Consider the following 25,399-nt stretch of genomic DNA (forward strand, 5'->3'; position numbering starts at 1 on the left):
GTGCGTGAACGGCGGGGAACCCTGGAGGGTTCCCCGCCGTTCGTCGTTCTCGTCCGGCTCTCGCCGGCGGCTTACCGTTTCGGCGGGCATGTCCGACGCCCGGGGCGGGGGGCGACGACTTCGGGGCGGCGTCACTGCCCGGCGGGCTCGGCCGTCCCCACCGTGGGCGACGGGGCCGGGTCCGCCGCCGACCAGGACGACAGCAGGCGCAGCGCGTCCGCCGACGGGGAGCCGGGGGCGGCGTGGAAGGTGATCAGCGACTGCTCGGAGTCGTCCGGCAGGACAAGCGTCTCGAACGCCAGGCTCAAGTCGCCCACCACGGGGTGCCGCAGCCGCTTCACGCCGCGCGTCTTGTTGTCCGCCAGCGTGTGCGCGGCCCACAGCCGCCGGAACTCCTCGCTCTTCACCGACAACTCACCGACCAGCGCGGAGAGCTGTTCGTCGTCCGGGTGCCGGCCCGCGTACAGGCGCAGGTAGCTGACCACCTGGCACGCCCGGCACTCCCACTCCGCGTACAGCTCGGCCGTCGCCGGATCCAGGAACACCATCCGGACCAGGTTCCGTTCCTGTGCGGGCAGCGCGCCGAAGTCGCCGAACACGGCCGTCGCCATCCGGTTCCAGGCCAGGACGTCCTGACGCCGGCCCACCAGGTACGCCGGTACGCCCTCCATCGCGTCCATCAGCACGCGCAGCTCCGGGCGGACCTGCTCGGCGCGCCGCGAGGGATGGCGCCTGCGCGGGCGCGGGCTCGCCAGGTGGGTCAGGTGCGCCGACTCGGTGCCGTCCAGGTGCAGGGCCCGCGCGATGGCGTCCAGTACGTCCGCCGAAACGTTCTGCCCGTGGCCCTGCTCCAGGCGCGTGTAGTACGCCACCGACACGCCCGCCAGCTGCGCCAGTTCCTCCCGGCGCAGGCCCGGCACCCTGCGGTGGCGCCCGTAGTCGGGCAGGCCGACGTCCTCGGGGCGCAGGCGCGCCCGGCGGGAGCGGAGGAACTCGCCCAGTTCGGCGCGCTGATCAAGCTGGTCCATACCGCCAGTATGGCCGGGCGGCGGACCGGCAGCCTGACCCCGCCAGTGGTAGGACCAGCGGTCCTACGCTCCGCAGGGGGCTGGGTGAGTGCCGCCGCCCCGGGCATCGTGGAGCGCACCGCACCACGGAACTCAGGAGAAGCAGCGCATGTCCGCCACTCAGCACACCCCGCTCACCCAGGTCGCCGCGTACGCCGCCCCCGCCCCCAAGGCTCCGCTGGAGCGCACCACCATCGCGCGCCGCGCGGTGGGCGAGCACGACGTCCTCATCGACATCAAGTACGCCGGCATCTGCCACTCCGACATCCACCAGGCCACCGACGGCTGGGGCGAGGGCATCTACCCGATGGTCCCGGGCCACGAGATCGCCGGCGTCGTCACCGAGGTCGGCGCGGGCGTCACGAAGTTCGCGGTCGGCGACCGCGTCGGCGTCGGCTGCTTCGTCGACTCCTGCCGCACCTGCGAACACTGCCTGCGCGGCCAGGAGCAGTTCTGCTCCCGGGGGATGACCGGCACGTACAACGCCATCGGCCGGGACGGGCAGCCCACGTACGGCGGTTACTCCACGCACATCGTCGTGGACGAGAACTACACCGTCCGCATCCCCGACGGTCTCGCGCTCGACGTCGCCGCGCCGCTGCTGTGCGCGGGCATCACCCTGTACTCGCCGCTGCGCCACTGGCAGGCGGGCCCCGGCAAGAAGGTCGCGATCGTCGGCCTCGGCGGGCTCGGCCACATCGGCGTGAAGATCGCGAACGCGCTGGGGGCGGAGGTCACCGTCCTGTCCCAGTCGCTGCGCAAGCGGGAGGACGGCCTGAGGCTGGGCGCCGCCCACTACTACGCGACGAGCGACGAGAGCACCTTCGAGGAACTGGCCGGCACCTTCGACCTGGTCGTGTCCACCGTCTCCGCCCCGCTCGCCCTCGACGCGTACCTCGGCCTGCTCAAGGTGGACGGCGCGCTGGTGAACGTCGGCGCGCCGGAGGAGCCGGTCTCGCTGAACCTGTTCTCGGTCATCGGCGGCCGCAAGACCATCGCCGGCTCCATGATCGGCGGCATCGCCGAGACCCAGGAGATGCTCGACTTCTGCGCCGAACACGGCTTGGGCGCCGAGATCGAACTCATCGGCGCCGACGCCATCAACGAGGCCTACGACCGCGTCCGGTCGAGCGACGTCCGCTACCGCTTCGTGATCGACACCTCCACCATCTGACCGTGCCGACGCCGCCGCCGCCGACCGCCTCCTCAGCCCTCGGCGGCGGCCACGCCGATGGGGCAGGAGACGCCCGTGCCGCCGATGCCGCAGTAGCCGGCGCCGTCGCCAAGCGCTGGGTGTAGGTCAGGCGACCGTCTACCGGGCGCTTTGAGACCTCACGACACAGGAGAGAGCGCCCGAGACGGGCGCACAGGCGTTCACCCAGACCCCCGGCATTGGTCGGGGGTCTCTGTCACGCACTGGCCCGCCGGACAGGACAGGGCAGGTCGGGAGCAGCACGGTTCGGGGAGCACGTCACGAGGGCGACAGAGTGGAAGGCAGTGCCACTCAGGTAGTGGCCAAGGGATACGTCTCCTCCCCACGTCAGCCGCTCGACTGCACCCCTCACCAGGAGAACCAGCCTGGCCACTTCCCGATCCTCCTCAGAGGCGAACCGGGGTGCGAACTCGGCGAGTTGGAGCCCCGGCCATTCGCCGGCTTCCTTGGGTTCCTGCCATGTCCCTCGGATCACAGAGGGCGGTTTCATGAGCCAGTGCGCCGTCTGGATCGGGGGCACGTCGGTAGTCGGAAAGACGGCAACGGCTTCTCGGTGCCGGTCGTGCACCTCCTTCTCGCTGGTTGCCATCGGGGCCTGTCCGGCCGGTCTGCGGATGCTCTCCTTGTCGAACGTCTTCTTCTCCCCGAGCCATGCATAGCCATGGTGGTGCACTGCCGCTCCGTTCCCAGAGATGACGACGGCCCCACCCGTCGGCGTGAGGGCAGGGCCGTCAGTTCAGGTGGTGCTGTGGATCAGGCGGAGAGGTCGAAGCGCGTGGGGTCGATACCCGCCGCGTCCAGCTCCGCCGTAGTGAAGCGCAGCGGCTCGGCGTCCGGGCGCTTGCTGTCGCCCATCGCCCACGCGTCCTGCCCGATCTTCGCGAGGGTCACGCACGCCTCGCCGTCCGGGTGGGTGTTGCCTACACACGCCTTGCTGAGGTGGGCTCCGGAGATGTCGAGTCCGTACAGGTCGGTCATCTTGTCCTCCTGATTCAGATGGGAAGGGCACCGCTGTCCCGCTCGCGGTGTGTCCGGGTGCCTCGCAGCGCCTCTGCGATCTGCTCGACGTAAGCAGCGGGAATCGAGCCCAGGTGCACGAGCGGCTCGCCTCGGGGAGTCACCTGCGGGCGTATCGCCGCGTAGGCGCTCTCCGGCAGTCCCAGGGAGGCGAGCACCTCGCGCATGGCATCGCAGGCGCTCAGAGCCGCTGTACGTCCGTCTCTCCAGGTCTGCATGTCCACTACCGCGCCCCGGGGTGCTTCTTTGGGTGCGCGGTCAGCTCGATGTTGCAGTCCGAGACGGCGGACGGGTCCCCGGCGCCGTACGCCGCTGTGCGCTGTTTCGCGAGGGCGGCGCAGACGCCGCAACCCGGCGCAGGCGCAGGAGGTGTGCGGGGGAGGGACAGTTGAACCGGCGGGTCCATCGTGGTGCTGGGGCTGCTCACTGGGATTCCCTCCCTTGGGGGTGTCGGCACCGCTGATGCTTCACCCGGTGAGCAACTCGTTCTAGGACCTTTCCTGTTGGGGCAAGAATCCATCCCGGATGCCCTCGACCAGGGCTCTCATGGCGTCGCCGTAGACGGCCACGGCGGCGAACCGTCCGAAGGTGTCGAGATAGATCTGGATGTCCTTCGGGTCGCGGGTGGTGACCTCGGAGTGGAACGTTTCCACGATGACGAGTCGGTCGTCGTGCAGGCTGAAGCAGGTCATGGGGAAGTCGGGCATCCGGCGGTCGGACGGGACGACGCCCAGTGAGACGTTAGGCAGACGGGACACGGATACGAGCCGGTCGAGCTGGAGCGCCATGACCACGGGCTCACTGATGCGCCACCGGAGGACGTGCTCACAGATCAGGAAGCGGAAGGACCTGCCCGGCTCGTACAGGACGGATTGCCGTTCGAGGCGGGCCGCCACGGTCTTGGTCCTGGTCTCCTCCGGCAGGGCCGGAGGCAGGGAGAAGACGGCGGAGGCGTACTCGGGTGTCTGGAGGAGTCCGGGGACGAGCTGTCCCTGGAAGAGCCTGAGCGTGGTGGTGCCGGCCTCGATGGCGTGGATGGTCTTCTGGTGCTTCCACGGGCCCATGCGGCGCAGCAGGCGCCAAGCGGTGGCCTCGGTGGCTTCGGCGCGGGCTGCCGACAGGAACTCTTCCTTGACCTCCTGGCTCACGCCTATAGCGGTGAGGACCAGATCCACGTCCTGGACGGTCGGTCGTACCTTGCCCGTCTCGATCTTCGAGAGCTTCCCGGCAGACATGGAAGCCCTGCGGGCCACCGAGTCACCCGTGAGTCCGGATGCGTCGCGCAGCGCCCGCAGGGCATTCCCGATCGAGTCGGCGGTCAGCGGTGCCTCTCCCAGTAGTCCGCGAACGGCACCGCTGCGGCCAAGGCGCGGTCTCGGTAGTCCTGATACTCGGCAAGGCAGTGGGCAGGAAGCGGGTCGGCGCCGATGAACGCACCTTCGGGCGTGTAGTGCATCCGGTACACGTCCTGGTCATCGAACAACCAAAAGTCGTGATCGGGCAGGTCGGCCACTTCCTGGTCAGCCTGGTCGATGATGCCGATGGTCTCGCCAGCCGTGATGTTGCCCGGGTAGGCGGCCAGTTCGTACCGCAGGTAGTCGGTCAGCGGGGACCTGAGCACATGGACACGCGAGACCTCCTTGCCCTTGTCGGTCATCGACCGTACCCACGGGTTGTCGTCCCAGTCAGGGCCCATGTCGCCGCCGCGCAGGAAGCGTTCGAACTCCTCGCGCTCCTCCTCCACGTTGTAGACGGAGAGCGTCTCCAGCCGGAAGGCGCTCCGCTCGAAGGTTTCGAAGAGACGGCCGAACTCCTCACCGTTGAGCACGGAAGTACTCCTCCAGCACTGCGGCCGGGACCACGACGGCGGTCTCGCCCTCTGGCAGGTCGAGCTGCGCCAGCCGCTCGGGGTCGGTGATGACGTACCCCTGGACCACGTAGTCCTTGGCGTCTTCGGTGCCCCACAGCGTCGGGCACGTTCCGTTCCTGCACTCCGGGTCACCGGACAGCTTCCGCAGCACCCTTGCCCCCACATGTCGGCGTACGCCTGTCGCGTTCGATGCTCCCGAGCCGGTCGCGGTGGGGTCAAGCGCTGATCCTTTCCAGAACAGGAAAGCAGCCGTCTCGGTTGGAATCGAGGATGCGTTGGCACGTACTCGGCGAGTACAACGGCAGCATGACCCTCTTCCTGTGTGCCAAGTGTGGCGGCAGTCTTACGCCAGACCTGACGCCACTGCCCGCCGTTCCCTCAGCACCCGACGACGGAGAACGGGACAAGGAGAGTCGGCGGGCGCCGGCCACGGTGCCGCACGGGCACTACGCGATCGAGACCAATCCATGGGGTGTCCCGTACGTGCCGCATCCGGACCAGGAAGAGGGCGGGCCTGCGCAGCCGCGTGGCCCTTGGAGAGTGTCGAAGGGGTTGCAGTGATCTCTGCCGGGCCGCGCAACAACATCGTGATCCACCCCGAGGATGCGCCCGACATCCAGCCTCTGCCGGACTGGGAAAACAGCAGCGGATGCTGCGGACCGTCCGGAGACAGCGGACTCAACCGTGCCTGTCCCTGTGGCGCCCGAGTGGCCACGCTCGCCGCAGACTGCTGGGACCCGTACGAACTCCATCTGGACGGGAAGCGGGTCTACGGCTACGACCCGTCCTGATCAGTAGCCCGAGGGGTGTGTGGACAGCCAGGCGGAGTGGCGGTTGCGCAGGCGGTCCCGTTCCTCGGGGGTGGGGAGGATAACGTCCGCGCCGCCGTCGTACGGATGGTGGATACGTGTGAGCTCGGTGTCCGTCACGAAGATGCCGGGCAGCGTGTCGTCCGCGACGGCGCGGAGGAGCGGGTCCAGGCAGCCGCGCTGCCAGGGGCGGCGGTCGGCGTAGAAGTACCAGCGGGTGTGGAAGGCCGGATCCGGGTCGTCGGTGTCGTCCAGGGTGGTCCACAGTGTGCCCTCCGGGTGGAGGGCAGCGCGGTGGGCCGACCAGTCCGTCGGCTCGGACGGGTCGGCCCAGTCGGTAGTCACCACGTACGCCTCGCCGTCTGAGAAGAGGTCGTCGAGGACCGTGTTGTACCGGTCGAGGAGGACCGCGTACTCGGCCTCGTCCTCCGCGTAGCGTTTCGACTCCGGCAGGCTGTGGAAGCGCACCCAGCGGCTCCCGTACACCGTCTTCAGTTCCCACGGCAGCATCGGCCCGGCAGGCCTGTGGGCCTGCCAGAGCCGGGTCAGCCGCTCGTGAGCAGGGTCGGGGAGCGGGGCGCTGCTCACCTCCCAGGCGCCTCGGCGGCGGCCACGCCGATGGGGCAGGAGACGCCCGTGCCGCCGATGCCGCAGTAGCCGGACGGGTTCTTGTCCAGGTACTGCTGGTGATGGGCCTCGGCCGGCCAGAAGGGGCGGTCCGAGGCCGGGAGGACGGCCGTGGTGATCTCACCGTGGCCCGCGGCGGTGAGGACGCGCTGGTAGGCGGCGCGAGAGGCCTCGGCCTCCGCCTGCTGGGCGGGCGAGTGGGTGTAGACCGCCGAGCGGTACTGGGTGCCGACGTCGTTGCCCTGGCGGAAGCCCTGGGTGGGGTCGTGGGACTCCCAGAACAGCTTGAGCAGCGCGGCGTAGGAGACCTGCGACGGGTCGAAGACCACCCGCACGACCTCGGTGTGGCCGGTCAGGCCCGAGCACACCTCCTCGTACGTCGGGTTCTGCGTGAAACCGCCCTGGTAACCGGCCAGGGTCGTCCACACCCCCGGGGTCTGCCAGAACTTGCGCTCCGCGCCCCAGAAGCAGCCCAGCCCGAAGTCGGCCACGGCCAGGTGCGCGGGGTAGGGGCCGGAGAGCGGGTTGCCGAGCACCGTGTGCACGGCCGGCACGTCGAAGAGGGGCTCGGGGCGGCCCTTGAGGGCTTCCTCGCGGGTGGGGGGCTCGGGCGTACGGCGGTACGAGAACATGGATTCCCTCCTAGTGGTCTCCGTTCAACGGCTGGGGCCGGGCCGGGATTCCCCGCCCCGCCCCGGCCTGCCGTCCCCCCGCCGTCGGGCGCCCGCCCCGCGCACGCGACGCCCGGCAGTCGGGGACCGCCGTCCGGTCAGTGGGGCAGCGTTGCCGGGGAGCCGCCGTTCGCCTCGTAGCCGGCGACCGCGAGGGCGCGGTGGATCGCGTAAGCCGCCGCCGGGTCCGGGGAGGCCGACCAGGGCAGGGCGCCCACGTAGCCGTCCACGTGCCGGACCTGCTCCATCGCCTCCGCCCAGCGCTCCATCCGCACCAGGAACAACAGCAGCATGTGCCGTACGTGCGCGAGCATCGGGTCGTCCGGGCGCGCCGTACGCACCGCGTACATGGCCCCCTCCACCGCCCGGGCCACCACCGCGCTGCGCCAGAACGTCGACACGAGCACCACCTCCGGGAGGTGCTCGTACACCGCGAACAGCGGCAGCGCGGCCAGCAGCGAGCCCTGCGGGGCGCGGGCCGCCGCCGCGTGCGCGAAGGCGTCGGCCTTCTCCCGCGAGCCGTGCCACTTCTCGCACCAGTAGTTGAGCGCCGCCAGGTGCGCGCCCATGTGCGCCGGAGCCACGTCGATGACCTTCGCCCACAGCGCGTCGTACTCCGCCTCCGAGTACCCCAGCGCCCGCCCGACCGCCAGCTCCGTGATGTACGGGACCGGGTCGCCCGGGGCGAGCAGTGCTGCCCGGCCGCACGCCTCCCGGGCCTCCTCCAGGATGATCCGGTGGTCCGTGGACCCCACCCCGCCCGAGTGCCGCCACGCCTGCTGCACCAGCAGCTCCGCGTGCACCTGTGCGCCGCCCGCGTCCTTCGGGGCGTCCAGGCGCCACGCCTTGAGCCACAGCGCGCCCTGCCCCGGATGCTCCGCCAGTTCCAGCGCGGCCGCGCCGCCGAAGGCCTGAACCCGCTGCCAGCGCAGCTCCCCGTCCGCCGGGGTGCCGGCCAGCAGCTGCGAGGCGGCCTGCCAGCCGCCGGTGCGGCGCACGTTCTCCAGGGCATCCATCAAGTCCCCGTCCGGCCCGGGCACCCGGACGTCGAGGTCCTCCTGCCGGTCGAATCCGTAGTCCGCCGGGTCGGCGGCGTCGGGGCTCGCGGGCGAAACCAGCCGCAGACCGCCGCGCCTGCGCCGGATGTACGGGCCCAAGGCGGCCACGACCAGCCCGACCGCGATCAGGAACCACAGAATGTCCATGACCCCAGCGAACCAGACCGACCCGCGCGAACGCGAATGCCCTCCGCGGACCGCCCGGCCGGCACGACGCCCGGCAGGACGCCCGGCAGGACCCGCGGGCCGCGCGGGGCATAGCATCTGCCACATGAGCGACGACAGCCACGAGCACCAGAGCTTCGAGACCCGCGCGATCCACGCGGGCAACACGGCGGACCCGCTGACCGGCGCGGTCGTGCCCCCGATCTACCAGGTGTCCACGTACAAGCAGGACGGCGTCGGCGGCCTGCGCGGCGGCTACGAGTACAGCCGCAGCGCCAACCCGACCCGCACCGCCCTGGAAGAGAACCTCGCGGCGCTGGAGGGCGGCGTGCGCGGCCTCGCGTTCGCGTCCGGGCTCGCCGCCGAGGACTGCCTGCTGCGTACGCTGCTGGCCCCCGGCGACCACGTGGTCATCCCGAACGACGCCTACGGAGGCACGTTCCGCCTCTTCGCGAAGGTCGTCTCCCGCTGGGGCGTCGAGTGGTCGGTGGCCGACACCTCCGACGCGGACTCCATCCGCGCGGCGCTGACCCCGAAGACCAAGGTCATCTGGGTCGAGACCCCCTCGAACCCGCTGCTCGGCATCACCGACATCGCCATGGTGGCCGACATCGCGCGCACCGCCGGGGCCAAGCTGGTCGTCGACAACACCTTCGCCTCTCCCTACCTGCAGCAGCCGCTGGCCCTGGGCGCCGACGTGGTCGTGCACTCGCTGACGAAGTACATGGGCGGCCACTCCGACGTCGTCGGCGGCGCCCTCGTCACCGCCGACGCGGCGCTCGGCGAGGAACTGGCCTACCACCAGAACGCGATGGGCGCCGTCGCCGGCCCCTTCGACTCCTGGATCGTGCTGCGCGGCATCAAGACCCTCGCCGTCCGCATGGACCGGCACGCCGAGAACGCCGCCAAGATCGTGGAGGTGCTCAAGCGGCACCCGAAGGTCACCAAGGTCCTCTACCCGGGCCTGCCCGAGCACCCCGGCCACGAGATCGCCGCCAAGCAGATGCGCAACTTCGGCGGCATGATCTCCTTCCAGGTCGAGGGCGGCGAGGAGGCGGCCGTCGCCGTCTGCAACCGCGCGAAGCTCTTCACCCTGGGCGAGTCCCTCGGCGGCGTCGAGTCCCTCATCGAGCACCCGGGCCGGATGACCCACGCCTCCGTCGTCGGATCGGCTCTGGAGGTCCCGGCGGACCTGATCCGCCTCTCGGTCGGCATCGAGAACGCCGACGACCTCGTCGCGGACCTGACGCAGGCCCTGGGCTGACGGTCCCGGTCGCTCCGCGTCGTCGCCGGGCGGTGCTACCAGCCCTCCAGGGGCGGGGACACACCGCTCGGCGGCGTCACCCACGGGCGGGTCAGGGCAGCCCACACCGCGAAGGCCGCGGCCGCGGCGAACAGCACCGCCCAACCGAACCGGCGCAGCGCCCGGTAGCGGCGCAGCAGCCGGGACCCGCGAGCCGCCGCGGCCGCCGCCAGCCCGGTCGGCACCGGCGGGTGCGGGCCCTCCAGCAGCTGCCTGACCTGGGCCTCCTTGGGGTCCGGGAACCCGCTCACGCCGCGTTGTCCCCGTCGGCCGCCGCGGCGCGGAGCTTGGCGAGCGCCCCGCCCCGCAGCGCCTGCACCCGCTCGGGCGGCAGTCCCAGCTGCGCCGCCGTGACCTCTTCCGCGACGCCCTCGTAGACCCGCAGCACCAGCACGAGCCGTTCCTGCGGGCTCAGCCGGGCGAGGAGCCCGGTGCCGGCGGGATGCCGCCAGGCGGTGCGGGCGTACGCGGCGCACAGTTGCCGGCGCGTGAACTCGTACGGGTCGTCCGCGCGCAGCCTGCGCCAGTGCGCGTACGTCCGGGCCAGCGCGCCCGCGAGGAGCCGGCGCGCGGTGGGCGGGTCGGTCTCCGGCTCGCCCGTCAGCAGGACCGCGACGTGCAGGAGCCGGCCCGCCGCGCCCGCGACGAACGCCTCGAACTCCGTGAAGGTTCCCGCCCGGTGGTCCACAGCCCCCATGGCCCACATAGTGCGGCCGGGGGGACCACCGCGGTCAAGGGGTGGGACGGGCCCGGATGCGCGGGGAGCGGCCCGGCCGGTTCAGGACGCCGGGTCGCCGTCCGCGACGGAGGCCATCAGCTCCGACAGCGACACGTTGAACCGGGTGAGCAGCGCGGTGAACGCCTCGCGCTCCTCCTCGGTCCAGTCCTGCGTCACCCGGGCCATCAGCTCCCGTCGCGAGGAACGGACCTCCTCCAGCCGCGCCAGCCCGCGCGGGGACAGCGCGAGGACCACGGCCCGGCCGTCCTCGGGGTGGGAGGTGCGCTTGACGAGGCCGCCGTCGACGAGCGGGGCGACCTGCCGGGTCACGGTGGAGGAGTCGATGCCCATGCCGCCCGCGAGCGCCTTGACGCCCATGGGCCCTTCCAGGTCCAGCCGGTTCAGCAGCAGGTAGGCGGCGCGGTCCATCGAGTTGCGGGCCTGGCCCACCCCGCCGAGGCGGGTCTGCTCCGCCCGGCGGGCGAAGACCGCGACCTGGTGCTGGAGCGCGTCGAGGAGACCGGCTTCGGCGGGTGTTTCGGCCGCCGTTGACAGGTCGGAACTGGCCGGGATGGAGGGCATGGCCGTGGGCTCTCTTCGCGTGGGTCCGACAAGGATGGGGGACACAGTACGCGGCCCCACGGCGCCTCGTCCGCCCCGTACGAGAACTGGTACGGCCACTGCCGGCCGCCATGCGGAAGGTGTCCCGCATGGCGAGATATCGCCCCTCTTTTCCCGGGTCCGGTCCGGCTCTTGTCCGGGCCCGGTCGGGCTCGGGGCCGCTCGCCGCTCCTTCGCCCCCTCGCCCGTGCCGGCTCCGGCCCGGCCCGGGGCGGGGCTTCCGGCAGGGCGGGCGGGCGGGTCCCTGCGAGACTGGCGGCATGAGCTACCGCGTCCCCCAGCCCGTGCCGCAGGTCATCCTCGACGATGTGCGGGGTGCCCAGAAGATGCTGTCGGGCGTCTCGCGGGTGACCCCGATGGAGGGGAGCCGCCACCTCTCCGCCCTCACCGGCTCCCCGGTCCGCTTCAAGTGCGAGAACCTCCAGCGGACGGGTTCGTTCAAGCTGCGCGGAGCGTACGTGCGCATCGCCGGGCTGCGCCCCGAGCAGCGGGCGGCGGGGGTCGTCGCGGCCAGTGCCGGCAACCACGCGCAGGGCGTGGCGCTGGCCTCCTCCCTGCTGGGGGTGCGCTCGACGGTGTTCATGCCCGTGGGGGCGCCCCTGCCGAAGGTCGCCGCGACCCAGGAGTACGGCGCCGAGGTACGGCTGCACGGCCAGGTCGTCGACGAGACCCTCGCGGCCGCCCAGGAGTACGCGGACCGCACCGGGGCGGTGTTCATCCACCCCTTCGACCACCGCGACATCATCGCCGGCCAGGGCACGGTCGGCCTGGAGATCCTGGAGCAGTGCCCGGAGGTGCGGACCATCCTGGTCGGCGTCGGCGGTGGCGGCCTGGCCGCCGGGATCGCCGTCGCGGTGAAGGCCCTGCGCCCGGACGTACGGGTCGTCGGCGTCCAGGCGGCGGGCGCGGCCGCGTACCCGCCCTCGCTCAAGGCCGGGCACCCGGTGTCGGTCGACAACCCGGTCACGATGGCGGACGGCATCAAGGTCGGCCGCCCCGGCGACGTCCCCTTCCACATCATCGCCGAACTGCTCGACGAGGTCCGGACGGTGTCGGAGGACGCGCTCTCCAGCGCCCTGCTGCTGTGCCTGGAGCGGGCCAAGCTCGTCGTCGAGCCGGCGGGGTGCAGCCCGGTCGCCGCCCTGCTGAGCGAGCCCGAACTGTACGGCGGTGGACCGGTCGTCGCCGTGCTGTCGGGCGGCAACATCGACCCGCTGCTGCTCCAGCGGATCCTGCGCCACGGCATGGCGGCGGCGGGCCGCTACCTGTCCCTGCGGCTGCGCGTCGCGGACCGGCCGGGGGCGCTGGCAGGGCTGCTGGGGGTGCTGTCGACGGTGGACGCGAACGTCCTGGACGTGAGCCACGTGCGGACCGACCCGCGGCTCGGCCTCACGGAGGTGGAGGTCGAACTCCACCTGGAGACCAAGGGGCCGGAGCACTGCACGGAGGTCGCGCGGTCCCTGCACGGGGCGGGCTACACGGTCATCGGCGGCTGAGCCGGCACCCCACTTGTGCGGAAGCCCGGGCGCCGCCCGCGCCCCGACCATAGGATTTCCTGAGGAAACACCTGATCCGCACAGGGAGACTCCATATGCCAGGCGCCATCTACGCCGAAGGCCTGGTGAAGACCTTCGGCGACGTACGGGCACTGGACGGCGTGGACCTCGATGTCCCGGAAGCAACCGTTCTGGGCCTCCTCGGTCCGAACGGCGCGGGCAAGACCACGGCCGTGCGCGTCCTGACCACGCTGCTCCGGCCCGACAGCGGCAGGGCCGTCGTCGCCGGGATCGACGTACTCAAGCACCCCAACGAAGTCCGCCGCTCCATAGGCCTCTCCGGTCAGTTCGCGGCCGTCGACGAGTACCTCACCGGCCGCGAGAACCTCCAGATGGTCGGCCAGCTCTACCAGATGAGCTCCAAGGCGGCCAAGGCCCGCGCCGCCGAACTCCTGGAACGCTTCCACCTCGCCGACGCCGCCGACCGCACGGCCAAGACCTACTCCGGCGGCATGCGCAGGCGCCTGGACCTCGCCGCCGCACTCGTGGTCCGCCCGCCCGTGATGTTCATGGACGAGCCGACCACCGGCCTCGACCCCCGCAACCGCCAGCAGCTGTGGGACGTCATCCAGGAACTCGTGGCCGGCGGCACCACCTTGCTGCTCACCACCCAGTACCTGGAAGAGGCCGACCACCTCGCGCACGACATCTGCGTGGTCGACCACGGCAAGGTCATCGCCCGCGGCACCTCCGACCAGCTCAAGGCGCAGACCGGCGGCGAACGCGTCGAGGTCGTGGTCCACGAACGGGATCACATGGCCGAGGCCCGCACCGTCCTCGCCGGCTTCGGCAAGGGCGAGACCACCGTCGAGGAACACACCCGCAAACTGACCGTCCCGGTCACCGGCGGCGCCAAGCTGCTCGCCGAGGTCATCCGGGAACTCGACGGACGCGGGATCGAGATCGACGACATCGGCCTGCGCCGCCCCACCCTGGACGACGTCTTCATCTCCCTCACGGGTCACGCGGCCCAGCCGGCGGACGCGGCGGCGGGCGACGCGCCGCCCACGGGCGCCGAACCCGCCGACGCGAAGGGCCGCAAGGGCCAGGCACGCAAGGAGGCCGTGAAATGAGCGCCACCACCTCCCCGGCCCCGCAGCTCGCGGCGCCCCGCCCGCGCGGCGGCATCGTCCAGAGCGCCAAGGACTCCCTGGTCATCGCCAAACGGAACCTCATCCGGATGTCCCGCATCCCCGAGATGATCATCTTCGGTGTGATCCAGCCGGTGATGTTCGTCGTGCTGTTCAGCTACGTCTTCGGCGGCTCGATCAGCGTCGGCGGCAGCACCTCGCCCGCCGCCTACCGCGAGTTCCTGATGGCCGGCATCTTCGCCCAGACCGTCACCTTCGCCACGGCCGGCGCCGGCGCGGGCATCGCCGACGACATGCACAAGGGCCTGATCGACCGGTTCCGCTCCCTGCCCATGGCCCGCGGCGCCGTCCTGACCGGCCGCACCCTGGCCGACCTCGTCCAGACCACCCTCACGGTGATCGTCCTCGCCGTGGTCGCCCTCATCGTCGGCTGGCGCACCCACGAGAACCTCGGCAAGGTACTGGCGGGCTTCGGCCTGCTGCTCCTGCTCGGCTACGCCTTCTCCTGGATCGGTGCTCTCATCGGCCTGTCCGTGCGCACCCCCGAGGCGGCCACCTCCGGCGGGCTGATCTGGCTCTTCCCGCTGACCTTCATCTCGAACGCCTTCGTGCCCTCCGACAACATGCCGGCCTTCCTGCGGCACATCGCGGAGTGGAACCCGTTCAGCGCGACCGTCCAGGCGGCGCGCGAACTCTTCGGCAACCTGCCGCCCGGCTACCCGGAGCCCACGGCCTGGCCGATGCAGCACGCGGTCCTCGCGTCGGTCCTGTGGTCGGTGCTGATCATCATGGCGTTCCGGACGTTCGCGGTCCGCAAGTACCGCTCCGCGACGGCCTAGGCGAGGCCGGCGAAGGCGAGCCCCTCGGACGCGCGAACGCCCGGCCGGAAGTGACCGGCCGGGCGTTCGCGCATCCCGGATCAAAGGGAGGGGGTGATCAGCCGCTGAACGGCTTGACGTCGAGGATCTTGACGGCCGCCTTCTTGCCGTTGGGCAGCTCGTACTCGGCGTTCTCGCCGATCGACTTGCCCATCACGCCCATGCCCAGCGGCGACTGCGGGGAGTACGTCTCGAAGTCAGAGGACGCGTACTCGCGCGAGGCCAGCAGGAACTCCATGGTGTCGTCCTCGTCGCCGTCGAAGGCGATCTTGACGAGGGTGCCGGGGGCCACCACGCCGTCGGAGGCGGGCGCCGTGCCGACCTTGGCGTTCTCCAGCAGCTGCGTCAGCTGGCGCACGCGCAGCTCCTGCTTGCCCTGCTCCTCCTTGGCCGCGTGGTAGCCGCCGTTCTCCCGGAGGTCGCCCTCCTCGCGCGCGGCCGCGATCTTCGCCGCGATCTCCGTGCGGGCAGGACCAGAGAGGTAGTCCAGCTCCGCCTTCAGCTGGTCGTACGCCGCCTGGGTCAGCCAGGTGACGCTCTCGCTCGTCTGGGTCACGGGTGCTCCTCGTCGGTACAGGGGGACTACAAGCCGCCAGCGGCGGACGAAACCACGAGCCTAACAATTCGGGAAGAAAAGGGGGAGGACACCTTCCGTATGAAGTGTGTCATCGCCAGTCACGGAACCCCCGTGCAGGCGGTGACGGAACCCCCGCGCGCCCGGTCGCGGACCCCCCGCGCGCCGTCCCGGCCGCCTTGCGGCAGCCGCCGGGTCAGCCGGCGGGAGCCGCCTGGCAGCCCACCAGCTCCACCATCGTCGCGCGTCCGGTGGTCTTGAGCGAGACGACCTCGTCCACGCGCGTGTCGCGCTGCGCGAAGGTGAAATCGGCCCGGCCGACCTCGCCGTGGTCCTTGTCCTGGGAGCTGAGGGTGCACACCCCCGTCACACCGGCGTCCTTGCGGACCTCCAGGTGGACCTTCACCTCGTTCGCGGAGACGATCCGGAACTTGATCACTTCGGCGGTGACGCTCTGCCCGGCGACGTAGTCCCAGCCGATCCAGCCCACGACACCCAGCAACGCCACCCCGAGCACCGAGCCGACGATCTTGAGCTTCCGGTCCGCCCGCTCGTCCGCCGAACGGCCGTACCGGCCCTCGGGCAGTCCCTCGCGCACCGTGCTCATCGACCGATCCTTTCGAGAGGGCCCAGCGGGCCGGGGAGCGGCACCGCCGCCGGATCCCACCCCAGGAATTTTCCGTCCCCCGATTCGGTCACTATAGAAGCCTCCGCCCTGACGAATCACAGAGGATCCTGTCTTGACCGAGCAGCTTCGACTGATGGCCGTCCATGCCCACCCCGACGACGAGTCGAGCAAGGGCGCGGCCACCATGGCCAAGTACGTGTCCGAGGGGGTGCCCGTGCTCGTCGTGACCTGCACCGGTGGCGAGCGCGGCTCGATCCTCAACCCCAAGCTCCAGGGTGACAAGTACATCGAGGAGCACATCCACGAGGTGCGCGCCAAGGAGATGGACGAGGCGCGCGAGATCCTCGGCATCGAACAGGAGTGGCTCGGCTACGTCGACTCCGGGCTGCCCGAGGGCGACCCGCTGCCGCCGCTGCCCGAGGGCTGCTTCGCCCTCGCGGACGTCGAAGAGGCCGCCGGCCGCCTGGTGAAGAAGATCCGCGCCTTCCGGCCGCAGGTGATCACCACGTACGACGAGAACGGCGGCTACCCGCACCCCGACCACATCATGACCCACAAGGTCACCATGGTCGCCTTCGACGGCGCGGCCGACACCGAGAAGTACCCCGAGGCCGAGTTCGGCCCCGCCTACCAGCCGCAGAAGCTCTACTACAACCAGGGCTTCAACAAGCCGCGCACCATCGCCCTGCACGAGGCGCTGCTGGCGCGCGGCATGGAATCCCCCTACGGGGAGTGGCTGGAGCGCTGGAAGGAGTTCGAGCGCACGGAGCGGACGCTGACCACGCACGTGCCCTGCGCCGACTTCTTCGAGATCCGTGACAAGGCCCTCATCGCGCACGCCACGCAGATCGACCCCGACGGCGGATGGTTCCGCGTTCCGATGGACCTCCAGAAGGAGGTCTGGCCCACCGAGGAGTACGAGCTGGCGAAGTCGCTCGTGGACACTTCCCTCCCCGAGTCCGACCTCTTCGCGGGCATCCGGGAGAATGCGTAGCTATGAGCGCTACGCAGGCAGCAGTCACCCAGCTCCTTCCGCTGGCCGCCGACACCTTCGACAAGAACAAGGTGACGCCCGGGCTCCTGGGCTTCATCGTGTTCGCCGCCCTCGCCCTCGGGGTGTGGGGCCTGATGAAGTCCATGAGCCGGCACATGGGCCGGGTCGACTTCCAGGAGGCGCCCGAGCCGGCGGCCTCCGCCGCCGCCCCGGACACCCGCAAGCCGTAGCGGCCGCTGCCCCGGCCGTACCGTGACCCCGCCCGGTGGCGGGGTCACGGCACGCGCACGCCCATGACCTCCCGGGAGTGGAGGTTCGGCACCAGGCCCAGGCGCCACGCCTGCCAGCCCTCCGCCGGATCCACGCCCCGGTCCAGGATCACCGCGTACGAGTCCAGGCAGTCCGCCAGCCGGCCGTCCCGCAGCGGGTGCGGGGCCGCCGACAGCCGGGCCAGTTCCGCCGCCGCCTCCTGCGGACCGGCCGGATCGGCCGGATCGCCGTACGGCAGCAGCGTGCAGCGCAGGAACCGGGCCCAGTCCTCGCCGCGCAGGTCCCCGTACGACGCGAACAGCCGCGCCGCCTCCTCGCACAGCACCACCGCCTGCGGCACCCGGGCGTTGCCCGCGTCGACCACCGCCAGCTCCAGGCACGTCCACGCCTCGCCGTGCGCCAGCCCGATCCGCCGGAAGTCCGCCCGCGCGTCCACCAGCAGCTGCCGGGCGTAGCCGGAGTTGCGCAGGTTCCCCGTCTGCGCCGCGCGCTGGTCACGGGTCACCCGGCCCGAGTGGTGGCGGGCGTGCGCCAGCCCGTACACGTCCCGCATCCGCGAGAACATCGCCCGGGCCCGCTCCAGCTCACGCACCGCCGCGTCCCGCTCCCCGCCCTCCTCCAGCGCCTGCCCGAGGTAGTACAGCGTCCACGCCTCACCCCGCGCGTCCTCCGCGAGCCGGTGGCGGGCCAGCGCGTCCCGCAGCCGCTCCAGCGCCGGATCCGGATCCCCCGCGACGACCCGGGCCCGCCCCAGCTGCGTCAGCGCCCACGCCTCGCCGCGGTCGTCACGGGTGCGCCCGTACAGCTCCAAGGCCAGACGCAGCTCCTCCTCCGCCCGCTCCACCGCGCCCAGCCGCAGGTAGACCTGCCCCAGCTGCAAATGCGCCCACGCCTCCCCGTGCACGCTCTCGCTGTGCCGGTGCAGCACCAGCGAACGCTCCAGCAGGGCCAGCGCCTCCGCGAGCAGACCCCGGTCCCGCTCCACCGCTGCCAGCGCGTGCAGACCCCACGCACGGTCACCCGCCAGGTCGTCCCCCTCTTGCAGGGCCAGCGCCTCACGGAGCCGGGCCGCCGCCTCCGGCAGGTTGCCCTGGTGGTGCAGGGTGATGCCGAGCGAGACCAGCGCCATCGCCGCGCCCGCCTCCTGCCTGGCCTCCATGTACTGGTCGACCACCGACGTCAGCGTGGTGCGCGCCTTGTCCAGGTCCCCGAGCTGGCGCGCCGCGATACCCGTACGCCACTGCACCGAACGCGCCAGCCGCCCGCCCGGGCCGGCCCGTCCGCCCTCCACCGCCCGGGCCAGCTCGTTGATCTCCCCGAGCCGGTAGAGGTCCCCGCGCAACAGGCAGAAGTCGCAGAGCGCGCCCAGCAGGTCCAGTACCGCCTGCTGGTCCACGCCCTGCGAATGCCGCAGCGCCGCCGTGATGAAGCTCGACTCGTCGTCCAGCCAGCGCAGCGCCGCGTCGAGCGAAGCGAAGCCGTGACCGCCGAAGTGGTGGGCGCGCGTCGACATCTTCCCGTCGACCATCCGGATCACCGAGTCCGCGAGGTCCGCGTAGCTGCGGATCAGCCGCTCGTGCGCGGCCGCCGCCTGCACACGGTCCTCGTCCGCCGCGAGCCGGGCCGCCGCGTACGCGCGCACCGCGTCGTGCATCCGGTACCGCTCGCCGCGTACGGGGTCCAGCAGCCCGGCGTCCGCCAGTTCGCGCAGCAGCCGCCCGGCCTCCGCCGCGTCCGCGTCGATCAGCGCGGCCGCCGCCGACGGGCCGAGCGAGGCCCGCCCCGCCAGCGTCAGGCGCCGCAGCAGCCGGCGCCGCTCCTCGGGCAGGCTGACGTAGGCCAGCGCCAGCGCCGCTTCGAGCCCCGGCCCCGGAGGGCCGGGCTCCGCCACCTCCCCCAGCGGGGCCAGCACCCGCAGCGCGAGCGGCAGCCCGGCGCCGAGCTCCAGCAGCGCCCCCTCCGCCTCCTCGTCGTACGCGGCCCCGCCCGCCGCCCGCGCCGTCGCCCGGACCAACTCGGCCGCCTCCGGCCGGGCCAGCCGCGTCACCGGCAACTGGTACACCCACGCCGCGAGGTCGGCCGGCAGCTCCAGCGGCCCCGGCGCCGTCACCAGCACCAGGCTCTCCGACCGCTCCGGGACCAGCGCGCGGACCTGCGCCGGGTCCACCGCGTCGTCCAGCACCACCGCCACCGGCTGCCCCTGCAAGTGCTGGTGGTACAGCTCGGCCAGGCGCCGAACCTGCTGCTGCGCGGACGCGCCCTCCCGGAACAGCAACTGCTCGCGCGGGGCCCCGAGCCGGTTCAGCAGGTGCAGCAGCGCCTCCCGCGTCGGCAGCGGGGCCTGACCCGCCTCGGCCGCCCCGCCCCGCAGGTCCACCACGCACGCGCCCCGGAACTGGTCCCGCAGCGCGTGCGCCGCCCGCAGCGCCAGGGTCGTCCGCCCGGAACCCGGTTCGCCGTGCAGCACCACGACCACCGGCCGGGTCTCCGTACCGGCCCGGGCCGCCTGCACCCACTGGTCGATCCGGGCCAGCTCCGCCCGGCGCCCCGCGAACACCGCCTCCGACTGCGGGAGCTGCCCGAAGGACTGCTCCAGCGCACTGCGCCGACGGGCCTGTGCACTGCGGTCCGTACCGCGCAGCGCCGGCCCGCCCCCGCCGGGCGGCTTGGCCAGGCCCACCACCGCGCCGCCCGCCCCCGCCGGGCCGCGCGAGCCGGTGCGCACCGCCGCCGACACCAGCCGCTGCTGCTCCAGGAAGGGCCGGATCCCGCGCACCTCCAGCACCGACAGCCACTGCAACCGCAGCTGCTCGGCGCCGCCCGGCCGGCCCAGGACGCCGGCCCGCCGGTTCGCGGCCGGCAGGTGCAGGGCCGTCACCTTCGCCACCGTCGCCGCGGCCCCGGCGACGCCCGCGGCCAGGCCCGCGCCGAGGGCGGTCCCGGCCGCCACGCCGAAGGCAAGGTCCGCCCCCGCGGCGGCCGCCGCCGCGACGCCGGTCACCAGCAGGGCGGTGGAGGTGTTCGCCCTCCGGAACGCCTCGGCCAGGGACTCCTCCCCGGCGGCCGCCTCGTCCAGCGCCCGCGCGTACGCCTCGTACTCCTCGGCGGCGGCCGCCGCGATCTGCTCCAGCGCCTCCCGCCCCCGCGCGAGCAGCGCCGCCTTGTCCACCGGCCCCCGCCGCGCCTCCTCCTCGACGGCCCGCTCCAACAGCCGCTCGGCCTCACCACGATGACCATCCCGCATCGGCGTCCCCATCCAGCGCTCCGACAACGACCCCCAAGTCTCCTGCGCACCCCGCGCCGGCGCGACCAATCTGAGCTAGTTCAGAGCCAGTTGACTTCCCGCACCCCCACCACACGCATATGTCCACCCCGCCGCCCGACCCTGCGACCGGGGCCCGCGGGCGGCCCGGTCGCAGGCCGCGGCGCCTGGCGTGAGGCAGGATTGGCCTCATGTCGAACCGCCTCGCGCACGAGACCTCCCCGTACCTCCTCCAGCACGCCGACAACCCCGTCGACTGGTGGCCCTGGTCCCCGGATGCGTTCGCCGAGGCGCGGGAGCGGGACGTCCCGGTGCTGCTGAGCGTCGGCTATTCGAGCTGCCACTGGTGTCACGTCATGGCTCACGAATCGTTCGAGGACGGGCCGACCGCCGCGTACATGAACGAGCACTTCGTCAACATCAAGGTGGACCGCGAGGAGCGGCCCGACGTCGACGCCGTCTACATGGAGGCCGTGCAGGCCGCGACCGGGCAGGGCGGGTGGCCCATGACCGTGTTCCTGACGCCCGACGCCGAGCCGTTCTACTTCGGCACCTACTACCCGCCCGAGCCGCGGCACGGGATGCCCTCCTTCCCGCAGGTCCTCGAAGGCGTGTCCGCCGCGTGGGGCGGTCGGCGCGAGGAGGTGGCCGACGTCGCGCAGCGCGTCGTCCGGGACCTCGCCGGGCGCAAGCTCGACTACGGGAAGGCCGGCGCGCCCGGTGCCGAGGAACTGGCGGGGGCGCTGCTCTCGCTGACGCGGGAGTACGACGCCACCCGCGGCGGGTTCGGCGGCGCGCCGAAGTTCCCGCCGTCCATGGTGCTGGAGTTCCTGCTGCGCCACCACGCCCGCACCGGTTCCGAAGGCGCCCTCCAGATGGCGGCCGACACCTGCGAGGCGATGGCCCGCGGCGGGATCTACGACCAGCTCGGCGGCGGGTTCGCCCGGTACTCGGTCGACCGGGACTGGGTGGTGCCGCACTTCGAGAAGATGCTCTACGACAACGCGCTGCTCTGCCGGGTCTACGCCCACCTGTGGCGGGCCACCGGGTCGGACCTCGCGCGGCGGGTCGCGCTGGAGACCGCCGATTTCATGGTCCGGGAGCTGCGCACCCGGGAGGGCGGGTTCGCCTCGGCGCTCGACGCCGACAGCGAGGACCCGGCCAGCGGCAAGCACGTGGAGGGGGCGTACTACGCCTGGACCCCCGCGCAGCTGACCGAGGTGCTCGGGGAGGACGACGGGGCGCTGGCCGCCGTGTACTTCGGGGTCACCGACGAGGGGAACTTCGAGCACGGCGCCTCCGTGCTGACACTGCCGCAGGAGGGGCCCGTCCTGGACGGGGCGAGGGCGGCCGGGATCCGGCAGCGGCTGCTCGCCGCCCGGGGGCGGCGTCCGGCGCCCGGCCGGGACGACAAGGTGGTCGCCGCCTGGAACGGGCTGGCCGTCGCGGCGCTCGCGGAGTGCGGGGCGTACTTCGAGCGGCCCGACCTGATCGAGCGGGCCACCGAGGCCGCCGACCTCCTGGTGCGGGTGCACATGGACGGCAAGGCCCGTCTGGCGCGGACCAGCAGGGACGGCCGGGTGGGCGCCAACGCGGGGGTCCTGGAGGACTACGGCGATGTCGCGGAGGGCTTCCTCGCGCTGGGCGCGGTCACCGGCGAGGGGGTCTGGCTGGAGTTCGCCGGGTTCCTCCTCGACCTGGTGCTGGACCGGTTCACCGCCGAGGACGGCTCCCTGTACGACACCGCGCACGACGCCGAGCAGCTGATCCGGCGCCCCCAGGACCCCACGGACACGGCGGCGCCCTCCGGCTGGACCGCCGCCGCCGGGGCGCTGCTGTCGTACGCCGCGCACACCGGTTCCGAGGCGCACCGTACGGCGGCCGAGCGGGCGCTGGGGGTGGTGCACGCCCTCGGGCCGCGCGTGCCGCGGTTCATCGGGCACGGGCTGGCGGTCGCGGAGGCGCTGCTGGACGGGCCGCGCGAGGTGGCCGTCGTAGGGCACCCGGACGATCCGGCGACGGCCGTGCTGCACCGGACGGCCCTGCTGGGAACGGCTCCGGGGGCCGTGGTGGCGGCGGGGGTGCCGCAGGGGGCGGACGGCAGTGGCGGGGAGTTCCCGCTGCTGGCCGGCCGGTCCCTGGTCGGGGACCGGCCGGCCGCGTACGTCTGCCGGCATTTCGTCTGCTCGCGGCCCACGACGGAACCGGCCGAGCTGGCGGAGCAGTTGGGCTCCGTCGTCTCCTGACGGCCGCGGTCAGTGCTGGTAGGCGGCGAGCGAGATGCCGATGTAGTGGGCGACGAACGCCGCGAGGGTCAGCAAGTGGAAGACCTCGTGGAAGCCGAAGAAGCGGGGCGAGGGGTTGGGGCGCTTGAGCCCGTAGATGACGCCCCCGGCGCTGTAGAGCAGCCCCCCGGCGACCACGAGGACCAGGACCGCGATGCCGCCGGTCCGCAGGAAGTCGGGCAGGAAGAAGACGGCCGCCCAACCCATCGCTATGTAGCAGGGCGTGTAGAGCCAGCGCGGTGCGCCGACCCAGAAGACGCGGAAGGCGATTCCGGCCGCCGCGGCGATCCACACCGCCCACAGGAGCGTCCGTCCGGTGGAGTCGGGGAGGAGGAGCACCGTCAGCGGGGTATAGGTACCCGCGATGATCAGGAAAATGTTGGCGTGATCGAGCCGTCGCAGCACGGCCTCGCCCCGCGGCCCCCAGGTGCCGCGGTGATAGACGGCGCTCACCCCGAAGAGCAGGCAGGCCGTCAGTACATAGACGCCGCAGGCCACTCGGGCCCTGGTGGAATCGGTGAAGGCCATGAGCACGAGGCCGGCGACCACCACGGCGGGGAACATCGCGGTGTGCAGCCAGCCGCGCATGAGCGGCTTGAGCTCTGCGGGGACCACCGGAGCCTGGGGTGCCGTTTCGGCCACGGTGGAGGCGTCAGAAGTCATGCCGCACATGCTACCTACGGGTCCGTAGGTTTCCGTTAATGCTCTTTACGGAAGATTGACGCGAGTGGCGATGCTCACGTGAGAAGCCCTCTGGACATATGCGCATACGCACCGGATGATCAGATGAGTGCGGTCGGCACCGGATGAGCGGAGCGCGAAGCGTCCGGGTCGCAGCCCCCACGGGGCATACACCAAACAAACCCCTCAACAAGGAGCAATCGTGGCGCGCGACAACGCGGCTCCCACCTCTTCCATCCCGACGAACCACACGGAGCTCATTTCCTGGGTCGACGAGATCGCGGCCCTCACCGAGCCGGACCAGGTCGTCTGGTGCGACGGCTCCGAGGCCGAGTACGAGCGCCTGTGCGAGGAGCTCGTCTCCAAGGGCACGTTCAGGAAGCTCGACCCGGCCAAGCGCCCGAACTCGTACTACGCCGCCTCCGACCCGTCCGACGTCGCGCGCGTCGAGGACCGGACCTTCATCTGCTCCGAGAAGGAGGAGGACGCGGGCCCGACCAACCACTGGAAGGCCCCTTCCGAGATGAAGGAGCTGTTCGCGGGAGAGAAGGGCATCTTCCGCGGCTCCATGAAGGGCCGCACGATGTACGTCGTGCCCTTCTGCATGGGCCCCCTCGGCTCCGAGCTCTCCGCGATCGGCGTCGAGATCACCGACTCCGCGTACGTCGCCGTCGCCATGCGCACGATGACCCGCATGGGCAAGGCAGTCCTCGACGTGCTCGGCACCGACGGGTTCTTCGTCAAGGCCGTCCACACCCTCGGCGCTCCGCTCGCCGAGGGCGAGGCCGACGTCCCGTGGCCGTGCAACACCACCAAGTACATCTCGCACTTCCCGGAGACGCGCGAGATCTGGTCCTACGGTTCCGGCTACGGCGGCAACGCCCTGCTCGGCAAGAAGTGCTACGCGCTGCGCATCGCCTCCGTCATGGCCCGCGACGAGGGCTGGCTCGCCGAGCACATGCTGATCCTCAAGCTCACCCCGCCGCAGGGTGAGGCCGAGGCGCCCAAGTACATCGCGGCCGCGTTCCCGTCCGCCTGTGGCAAGACCAACCTCGCCATGCTGGAGCCCACGATCCCCGGCTGGACGGTCGAGACCATCGGCGACGACATCGCCTGGATGCGGTTCGGTGAGGACGGCCGCCTCTACGCGATCAACCCCGAGGCCGGCTTCTTCGGCGTCGCGCCCGGCACCGGCGAGCACACCAACGCCAACGCCATGAAGACGATGTACGCGAACACCGTCTTCACCAACGTCGCGCTCACCCCGGACGGCTCCGACGTCTGGTGGGAGGGCATGACCGAGGAGCCCCCGGCCGAGCTCATCGACTGGAAGGGCAACCCCTGGACCCCGGCGTCCGGGACCCCGGCGGCCCACCCCAACGCCCGCTTCGCCGTCCCGGCCTCGCAGTGCCCGACGATCGCCGCCGAGTGGGAGGACCCCAAGGGCGTCCCGATCTCCGCGATCCTCTTCGGCGGCCGCCGCGCCTCCGCCGTGCCGCTGGTGACCGAGTCCTTCGACTGGAACCACGGCGTCTTCATCGGCTCGAACATCGCCTCCGAGAAGACCGCCGCCGCCGAGGGCAAGGTCGGCGAGCTGCGCCGCGACCCGTTCGCCATGCTGCCGTTCTGCGGTTACAACATGGGCGACTACATGGGCCACTGGGTCAAGGTCGGCGCCTCCGCGGACCCGGCGAAGCTCCCGAAGATCTACTACGTGAACTGGTTCCGCAAGAACGACGCGGGCAAGTTCGTGTGGCCGGGCTTCGGCGAGAACAGCCGTGTCCTCAAGTGGGTCGTCGAGCGCCTGGACGGCAAGGCCGAGGGCGTCGAGACCCCCATCGGCATCCTGCCGACCGCGGACTCCCTCGACACCGAGGGCCTCGACCTGCCGGCCGAGGACCTGGAGCTCCTGCTGACGGTCGACAAGGAGGTCTGGCGCGACGAGGCCGCCCTGGTCCCCGAGCACCTGAACACCTACGGTGACCACACGCCCAAGGAGCTGTGGGACCAGTACCACGCGCTCGTCGAGCGCCTGGGCTGA

27 protein-coding genes and 1 pseudogene are annotated in these 25,399 nt (G+C 72.0%); 10 read left to right on the plus strand and 18 right to left on the minus strand.

All coding sequences use genetic code 11. The annotated features are described in order from the left end of the window. Positions 1–131 precede the first annotated feature (131 nt). Positions 132–1,028: a helix-turn-helix domain-containing protein gene (locus IE207_RS07060; RefSeq protein ID WP_190183149.1), complete on the minus strand. Its 897-nt coding sequence runs from the start codon at positions 1,026–1,028 to the stop codon at positions 132–134. A 148-nt stretch (positions 1,029–1,176) separates the two neighbouring features. Between IE207_RS07060 and IE207_RS07065 the strand changes: the two genes are divergently transcribed. Then, positions 1,177–2,241: an NAD(P)-dependent alcohol dehydrogenase gene (locus tag IE207_RS07065; protein WP_190183150.1), complete on the plus strand. Its 1,065-nt coding sequence runs from the start codon at positions 1,177–1,179 to the stop codon at positions 2,239–2,241. 32 nt (positions 2,242–2,273) lie between these two features. Here IE207_RS07065 and IE207_RS33940 read toward each other — a convergent pair. From IE207_RS33940 to IE207_RS07090, 7 genes and pseudogenes are all read right to left on the minus strand, one after another. Then, a pseudogene (locus IE207_RS33940) lies at positions 2,274–2,342 on the minus strand (peptide-methionine (S)-S-oxide reductase MsrA); the annotation flags it as partial. 134 nt (positions 2,343–2,476) lie between these two features. Beyond that, positions 2,477–2,953: a hypothetical protein gene (locus IE207_RS32990; RefSeq protein WP_229873428.1), complete on the minus strand. Its 477-nt coding sequence runs from the start codon at positions 2,951–2,953 to the stop codon at positions 2,477–2,479. Between the two features lie 80 nt (positions 2,954–3,033). Next, positions 3,034–3,258, minus strand: a complete 225-nt coding sequence (locus tag IE207_RS07070) for a DUF397 domain-containing protein (protein WP_190183151.1) — start codon at positions 3,256–3,258, stop codon at positions 3,034–3,036. A 14-nt stretch (positions 3,259–3,272) separates the two neighbouring features. After that, a complete protein-coding gene (locus tag IE207_RS07075) occupies positions 3,273–3,515 on the minus strand; it encodes a hypothetical protein (RefSeq protein ID WP_229873429.1) in 243 nt (80 codons plus the stop codon). Positions 3,516–3,785: 270 nt separating this feature from the next. Further along, on the minus strand, positions 3,786–4,592 hold the full coding sequence (locus IE207_RS07080) for a helix-turn-helix domain-containing protein (RefSeq protein ID WP_268250180.1): 807 nt from the start codon (positions 4,590–4,592) through the stop codon (positions 3,786–3,788). A gap of 23 nt (positions 4,593–4,615) precedes the next feature. Continuing rightward, positions 4,616–5,125 (minus strand): DUF6879 family protein, encoded by a 510-nt coding sequence (locus tag IE207_RS07085; RefSeq protein ID WP_190183153.1) that lies wholly within the window; start codon positions 5,123–5,125, stop codon positions 4,616–4,618. After that, positions 5,112–5,318, minus strand: a complete 207-nt coding sequence (locus IE207_RS07090) for a hypothetical protein (protein ID WP_060178883.1) — start codon at positions 5,316–5,318, stop codon at positions 5,112–5,114. The genes IE207_RS07085 and IE207_RS07090 overlap by 14 nt, the downstream gene beginning before the upstream one ends. A 406-nt stretch (positions 5,319–5,724) precedes the next feature. Between IE207_RS07090 and IE207_RS33000 the strand changes: the two genes are divergently transcribed. Further along, complete coding sequence (locus IE207_RS33000; protein ID WP_229873430.1) at positions 5,725–5,958, plus strand: hypothetical protein; 234 nt, start codon at positions 5,725–5,727, stop codon at positions 5,956–5,958. Here the strand turns inward: IE207_RS33000 and IE207_RS07100 are convergent, their stop codons facing one another. From IE207_RS07100 to IE207_RS07110, 3 genes are all read right to left on the minus strand, one after another. Further along, the gene (locus IE207_RS07100; protein WP_229873431.1) at positions 5,959–6,564 is read right to left on the minus strand and encodes a DUF3885 domain-containing protein; all 606 of its coding nucleotides are present in this window, start codon (positions 6,562–6,564) and stop codon (positions 5,959–5,961) included. Further along, the gene (msrA, locus tag IE207_RS07105; RefSeq protein WP_190183154.1) at positions 6,561–7,235 is read right to left on the minus strand and encodes a peptide-methionine (S)-S-oxide reductase MsrA; all 675 of its coding nucleotides are present in this window, start codon (positions 7,233–7,235) and stop codon (positions 6,561–6,563) included. Before msrA ends, IE207_RS07100 begins: the two co-directional genes overlap by 4 nt. Positions 7,236–7,372: 137 nt before the next feature. Then, entirely contained in the window at positions 7,373–8,479 is a 1,107-nt protein-coding gene (locus IE207_RS07110) for a hypothetical protein (RefSeq protein ID WP_190183155.1), read from the minus strand. A gap of 124 nt (positions 8,480–8,603) precedes the next feature. Here IE207_RS07110 and IE207_RS07115 point away from each other — a divergent pair, with 124 nt between their 5' ends. Next, positions 8,604–9,761 (plus strand): cystathionine gamma-synthase, encoded by a 1,158-nt coding sequence (locus IE207_RS07115; RefSeq protein ID WP_190183156.1) that lies wholly within the window; start codon positions 8,604–8,606, stop codon positions 9,759–9,761. Between the two features lie 35 nt (positions 9,762–9,796). Here the strand turns inward: IE207_RS07115 and IE207_RS07120 are convergent, their stop codons facing one another. The 3 genes from IE207_RS07120 to IE207_RS07130 form a co-directional block, all read right to left on the minus strand. Continuing rightward, the gene (locus IE207_RS07120) at positions 9,797–10,051 is read right to left on the minus strand and encodes a hypothetical protein (protein ID WP_190183157.1); all 255 of its coding nucleotides are present in this window, start codon (positions 10,049–10,051) and stop codon (positions 9,797–9,799) included. Then, a complete protein-coding gene (locus tag IE207_RS07125) occupies positions 10,048–10,497 on the minus strand; it encodes a sigma factor-like helix-turn-helix DNA-binding protein (protein WP_190183158.1) in 450 nt (149 codons plus the stop codon). The genes IE207_RS07120 and IE207_RS07125 overlap by 4 nt, the downstream gene beginning before the upstream one ends. Before the next feature lie 81 nt (positions 10,498–10,578). Next, positions 10,579–11,100, minus strand: coding sequence for a MarR family winged helix-turn-helix transcriptional regulator (locus tag IE207_RS07130; protein ID WP_190183159.1), 522 nt, complete (start codon positions 11,098–11,100; stop codon positions 10,579–10,581). Positions 11,101–11,399: 299 nt separating this feature from the next. Between IE207_RS07130 and ilvA the strand changes: the two genes are divergently transcribed. From ilvA to IE207_RS07145, 3 genes are all read left to right on the plus strand, one after another. Beyond that, entirely contained in the window at positions 11,400–12,635 is a 1,236-nt protein-coding gene (gene ilvA, locus IE207_RS07135) for a threonine ammonia-lyase (RefSeq protein ID WP_190183160.1), read from the plus strand. A 95-nt stretch (positions 12,636–12,730) separates the two neighbouring features. Beyond that, the gene (locus IE207_RS07140; protein ID WP_190183161.1) at positions 12,731–13,768 is read left to right on the plus strand and encodes an ATP-binding cassette domain-containing protein; all 1,038 of its coding nucleotides are present in this window, start codon (positions 12,731–12,733) and stop codon (positions 13,766–13,768) included. Continuing rightward, positions 13,765–14,625, plus strand: coding sequence for an ABC transporter permease (locus IE207_RS07145; RefSeq protein WP_190183162.1), 861 nt, complete (start codon positions 13,765–13,767; stop codon positions 14,623–14,625). The genes IE207_RS07140 and IE207_RS07145 overlap by 4 nt, the downstream gene beginning before the upstream one ends. 97 nt (positions 14,626–14,722) lie before the next feature. Here the strand turns inward: IE207_RS07145 and greA are convergent, their stop codons facing one another. Beyond that, positions 14,723–15,220 (minus strand): transcription elongation factor GreA, encoded by a 498-nt coding sequence (greA, locus tag IE207_RS07150; RefSeq protein WP_190183163.1) that lies wholly within the window; start codon positions 15,218–15,220, stop codon positions 14,723–14,725. A 214-nt stretch (positions 15,221–15,434) separates the two neighbouring features. Further along, complete coding sequence (locus IE207_RS07155) at positions 15,435–15,845, minus strand: DUF4307 domain-containing protein (protein WP_190183164.1); 411 nt, start codon at positions 15,843–15,845, stop codon at positions 15,435–15,437. A gap of 133 nt (positions 15,846–15,978) precedes the next feature. Between IE207_RS07155 and mca the strand changes: the two genes are divergently transcribed. Further along, entirely contained in the window at positions 15,979–16,860 is an 882-nt protein-coding gene (gene mca / locus IE207_RS07160) for a mycothiol conjugate amidase Mca (RefSeq protein WP_190183165.1), read from the plus strand. Positions 16,861–16,862: 2 nt separating this feature from the next. Next, positions 16,863–17,090 carry a hypothetical protein gene (locus IE207_RS07165; protein WP_190183166.1) on the plus strand — a complete coding sequence of 76 codons (228 nt, stop codon included), beginning with the start codon at positions 16,863–16,865 and terminating at the stop codon, positions 17,088–17,090. A 44-nt stretch (positions 17,091–17,134) separates the two neighbouring features. Here IE207_RS07165 and IE207_RS07170 read toward each other — a convergent pair whose 3' ends face one another. Beyond that, positions 17,135–20,374 (minus strand): tetratricopeptide repeat protein, encoded by a 3,240-nt coding sequence (locus IE207_RS07170; protein ID WP_190183167.1) that lies wholly within the window; start codon positions 20,372–20,374, stop codon positions 17,135–17,137. A 209-nt stretch (positions 20,375–20,583) separates the two neighbouring features. On the opposite strand from IE207_RS07170, the gene IE207_RS07175 reads away from it, so the two are divergent. Then, positions 20,584–22,638 (plus strand): thioredoxin domain-containing protein, encoded by a 2,055-nt coding sequence (locus IE207_RS07175; RefSeq protein WP_190183168.1) that lies wholly within the window; start codon positions 20,584–20,586, stop codon positions 22,636–22,638. A gap of 9 nt (positions 22,639–22,647) precedes the next feature. Here the strand turns inward: IE207_RS07175 and trhA are convergent, their stop codons facing one another. Continuing rightward, complete coding sequence (gene trhA / locus IE207_RS07180; protein ID WP_190183169.1) at positions 22,648–23,340, minus strand: PAQR family membrane homeostasis protein TrhA; 693 nt, start codon at positions 23,338–23,340, stop codon at positions 22,648–22,650. 220 nt (positions 23,341–23,560) lie between these two features. On the opposite strand from trhA, the gene IE207_RS07185 reads away from it, so the two are divergent. Continuing rightward, entirely contained in the window at positions 23,561–25,399 is a 1,839-nt protein-coding gene (locus IE207_RS07185; protein ID WP_190183170.1) for a phosphoenolpyruvate carboxykinase (GTP), read from the plus strand.

This window comes from Streptomyces cirratus (genome assembly GCF_014650775.1).
Classification (GTDB): domain Bacteria; phylum Actinomycetota; class Actinomycetes; order Streptomycetales; family Streptomycetaceae; genus Streptomyces; species Streptomyces cirratus.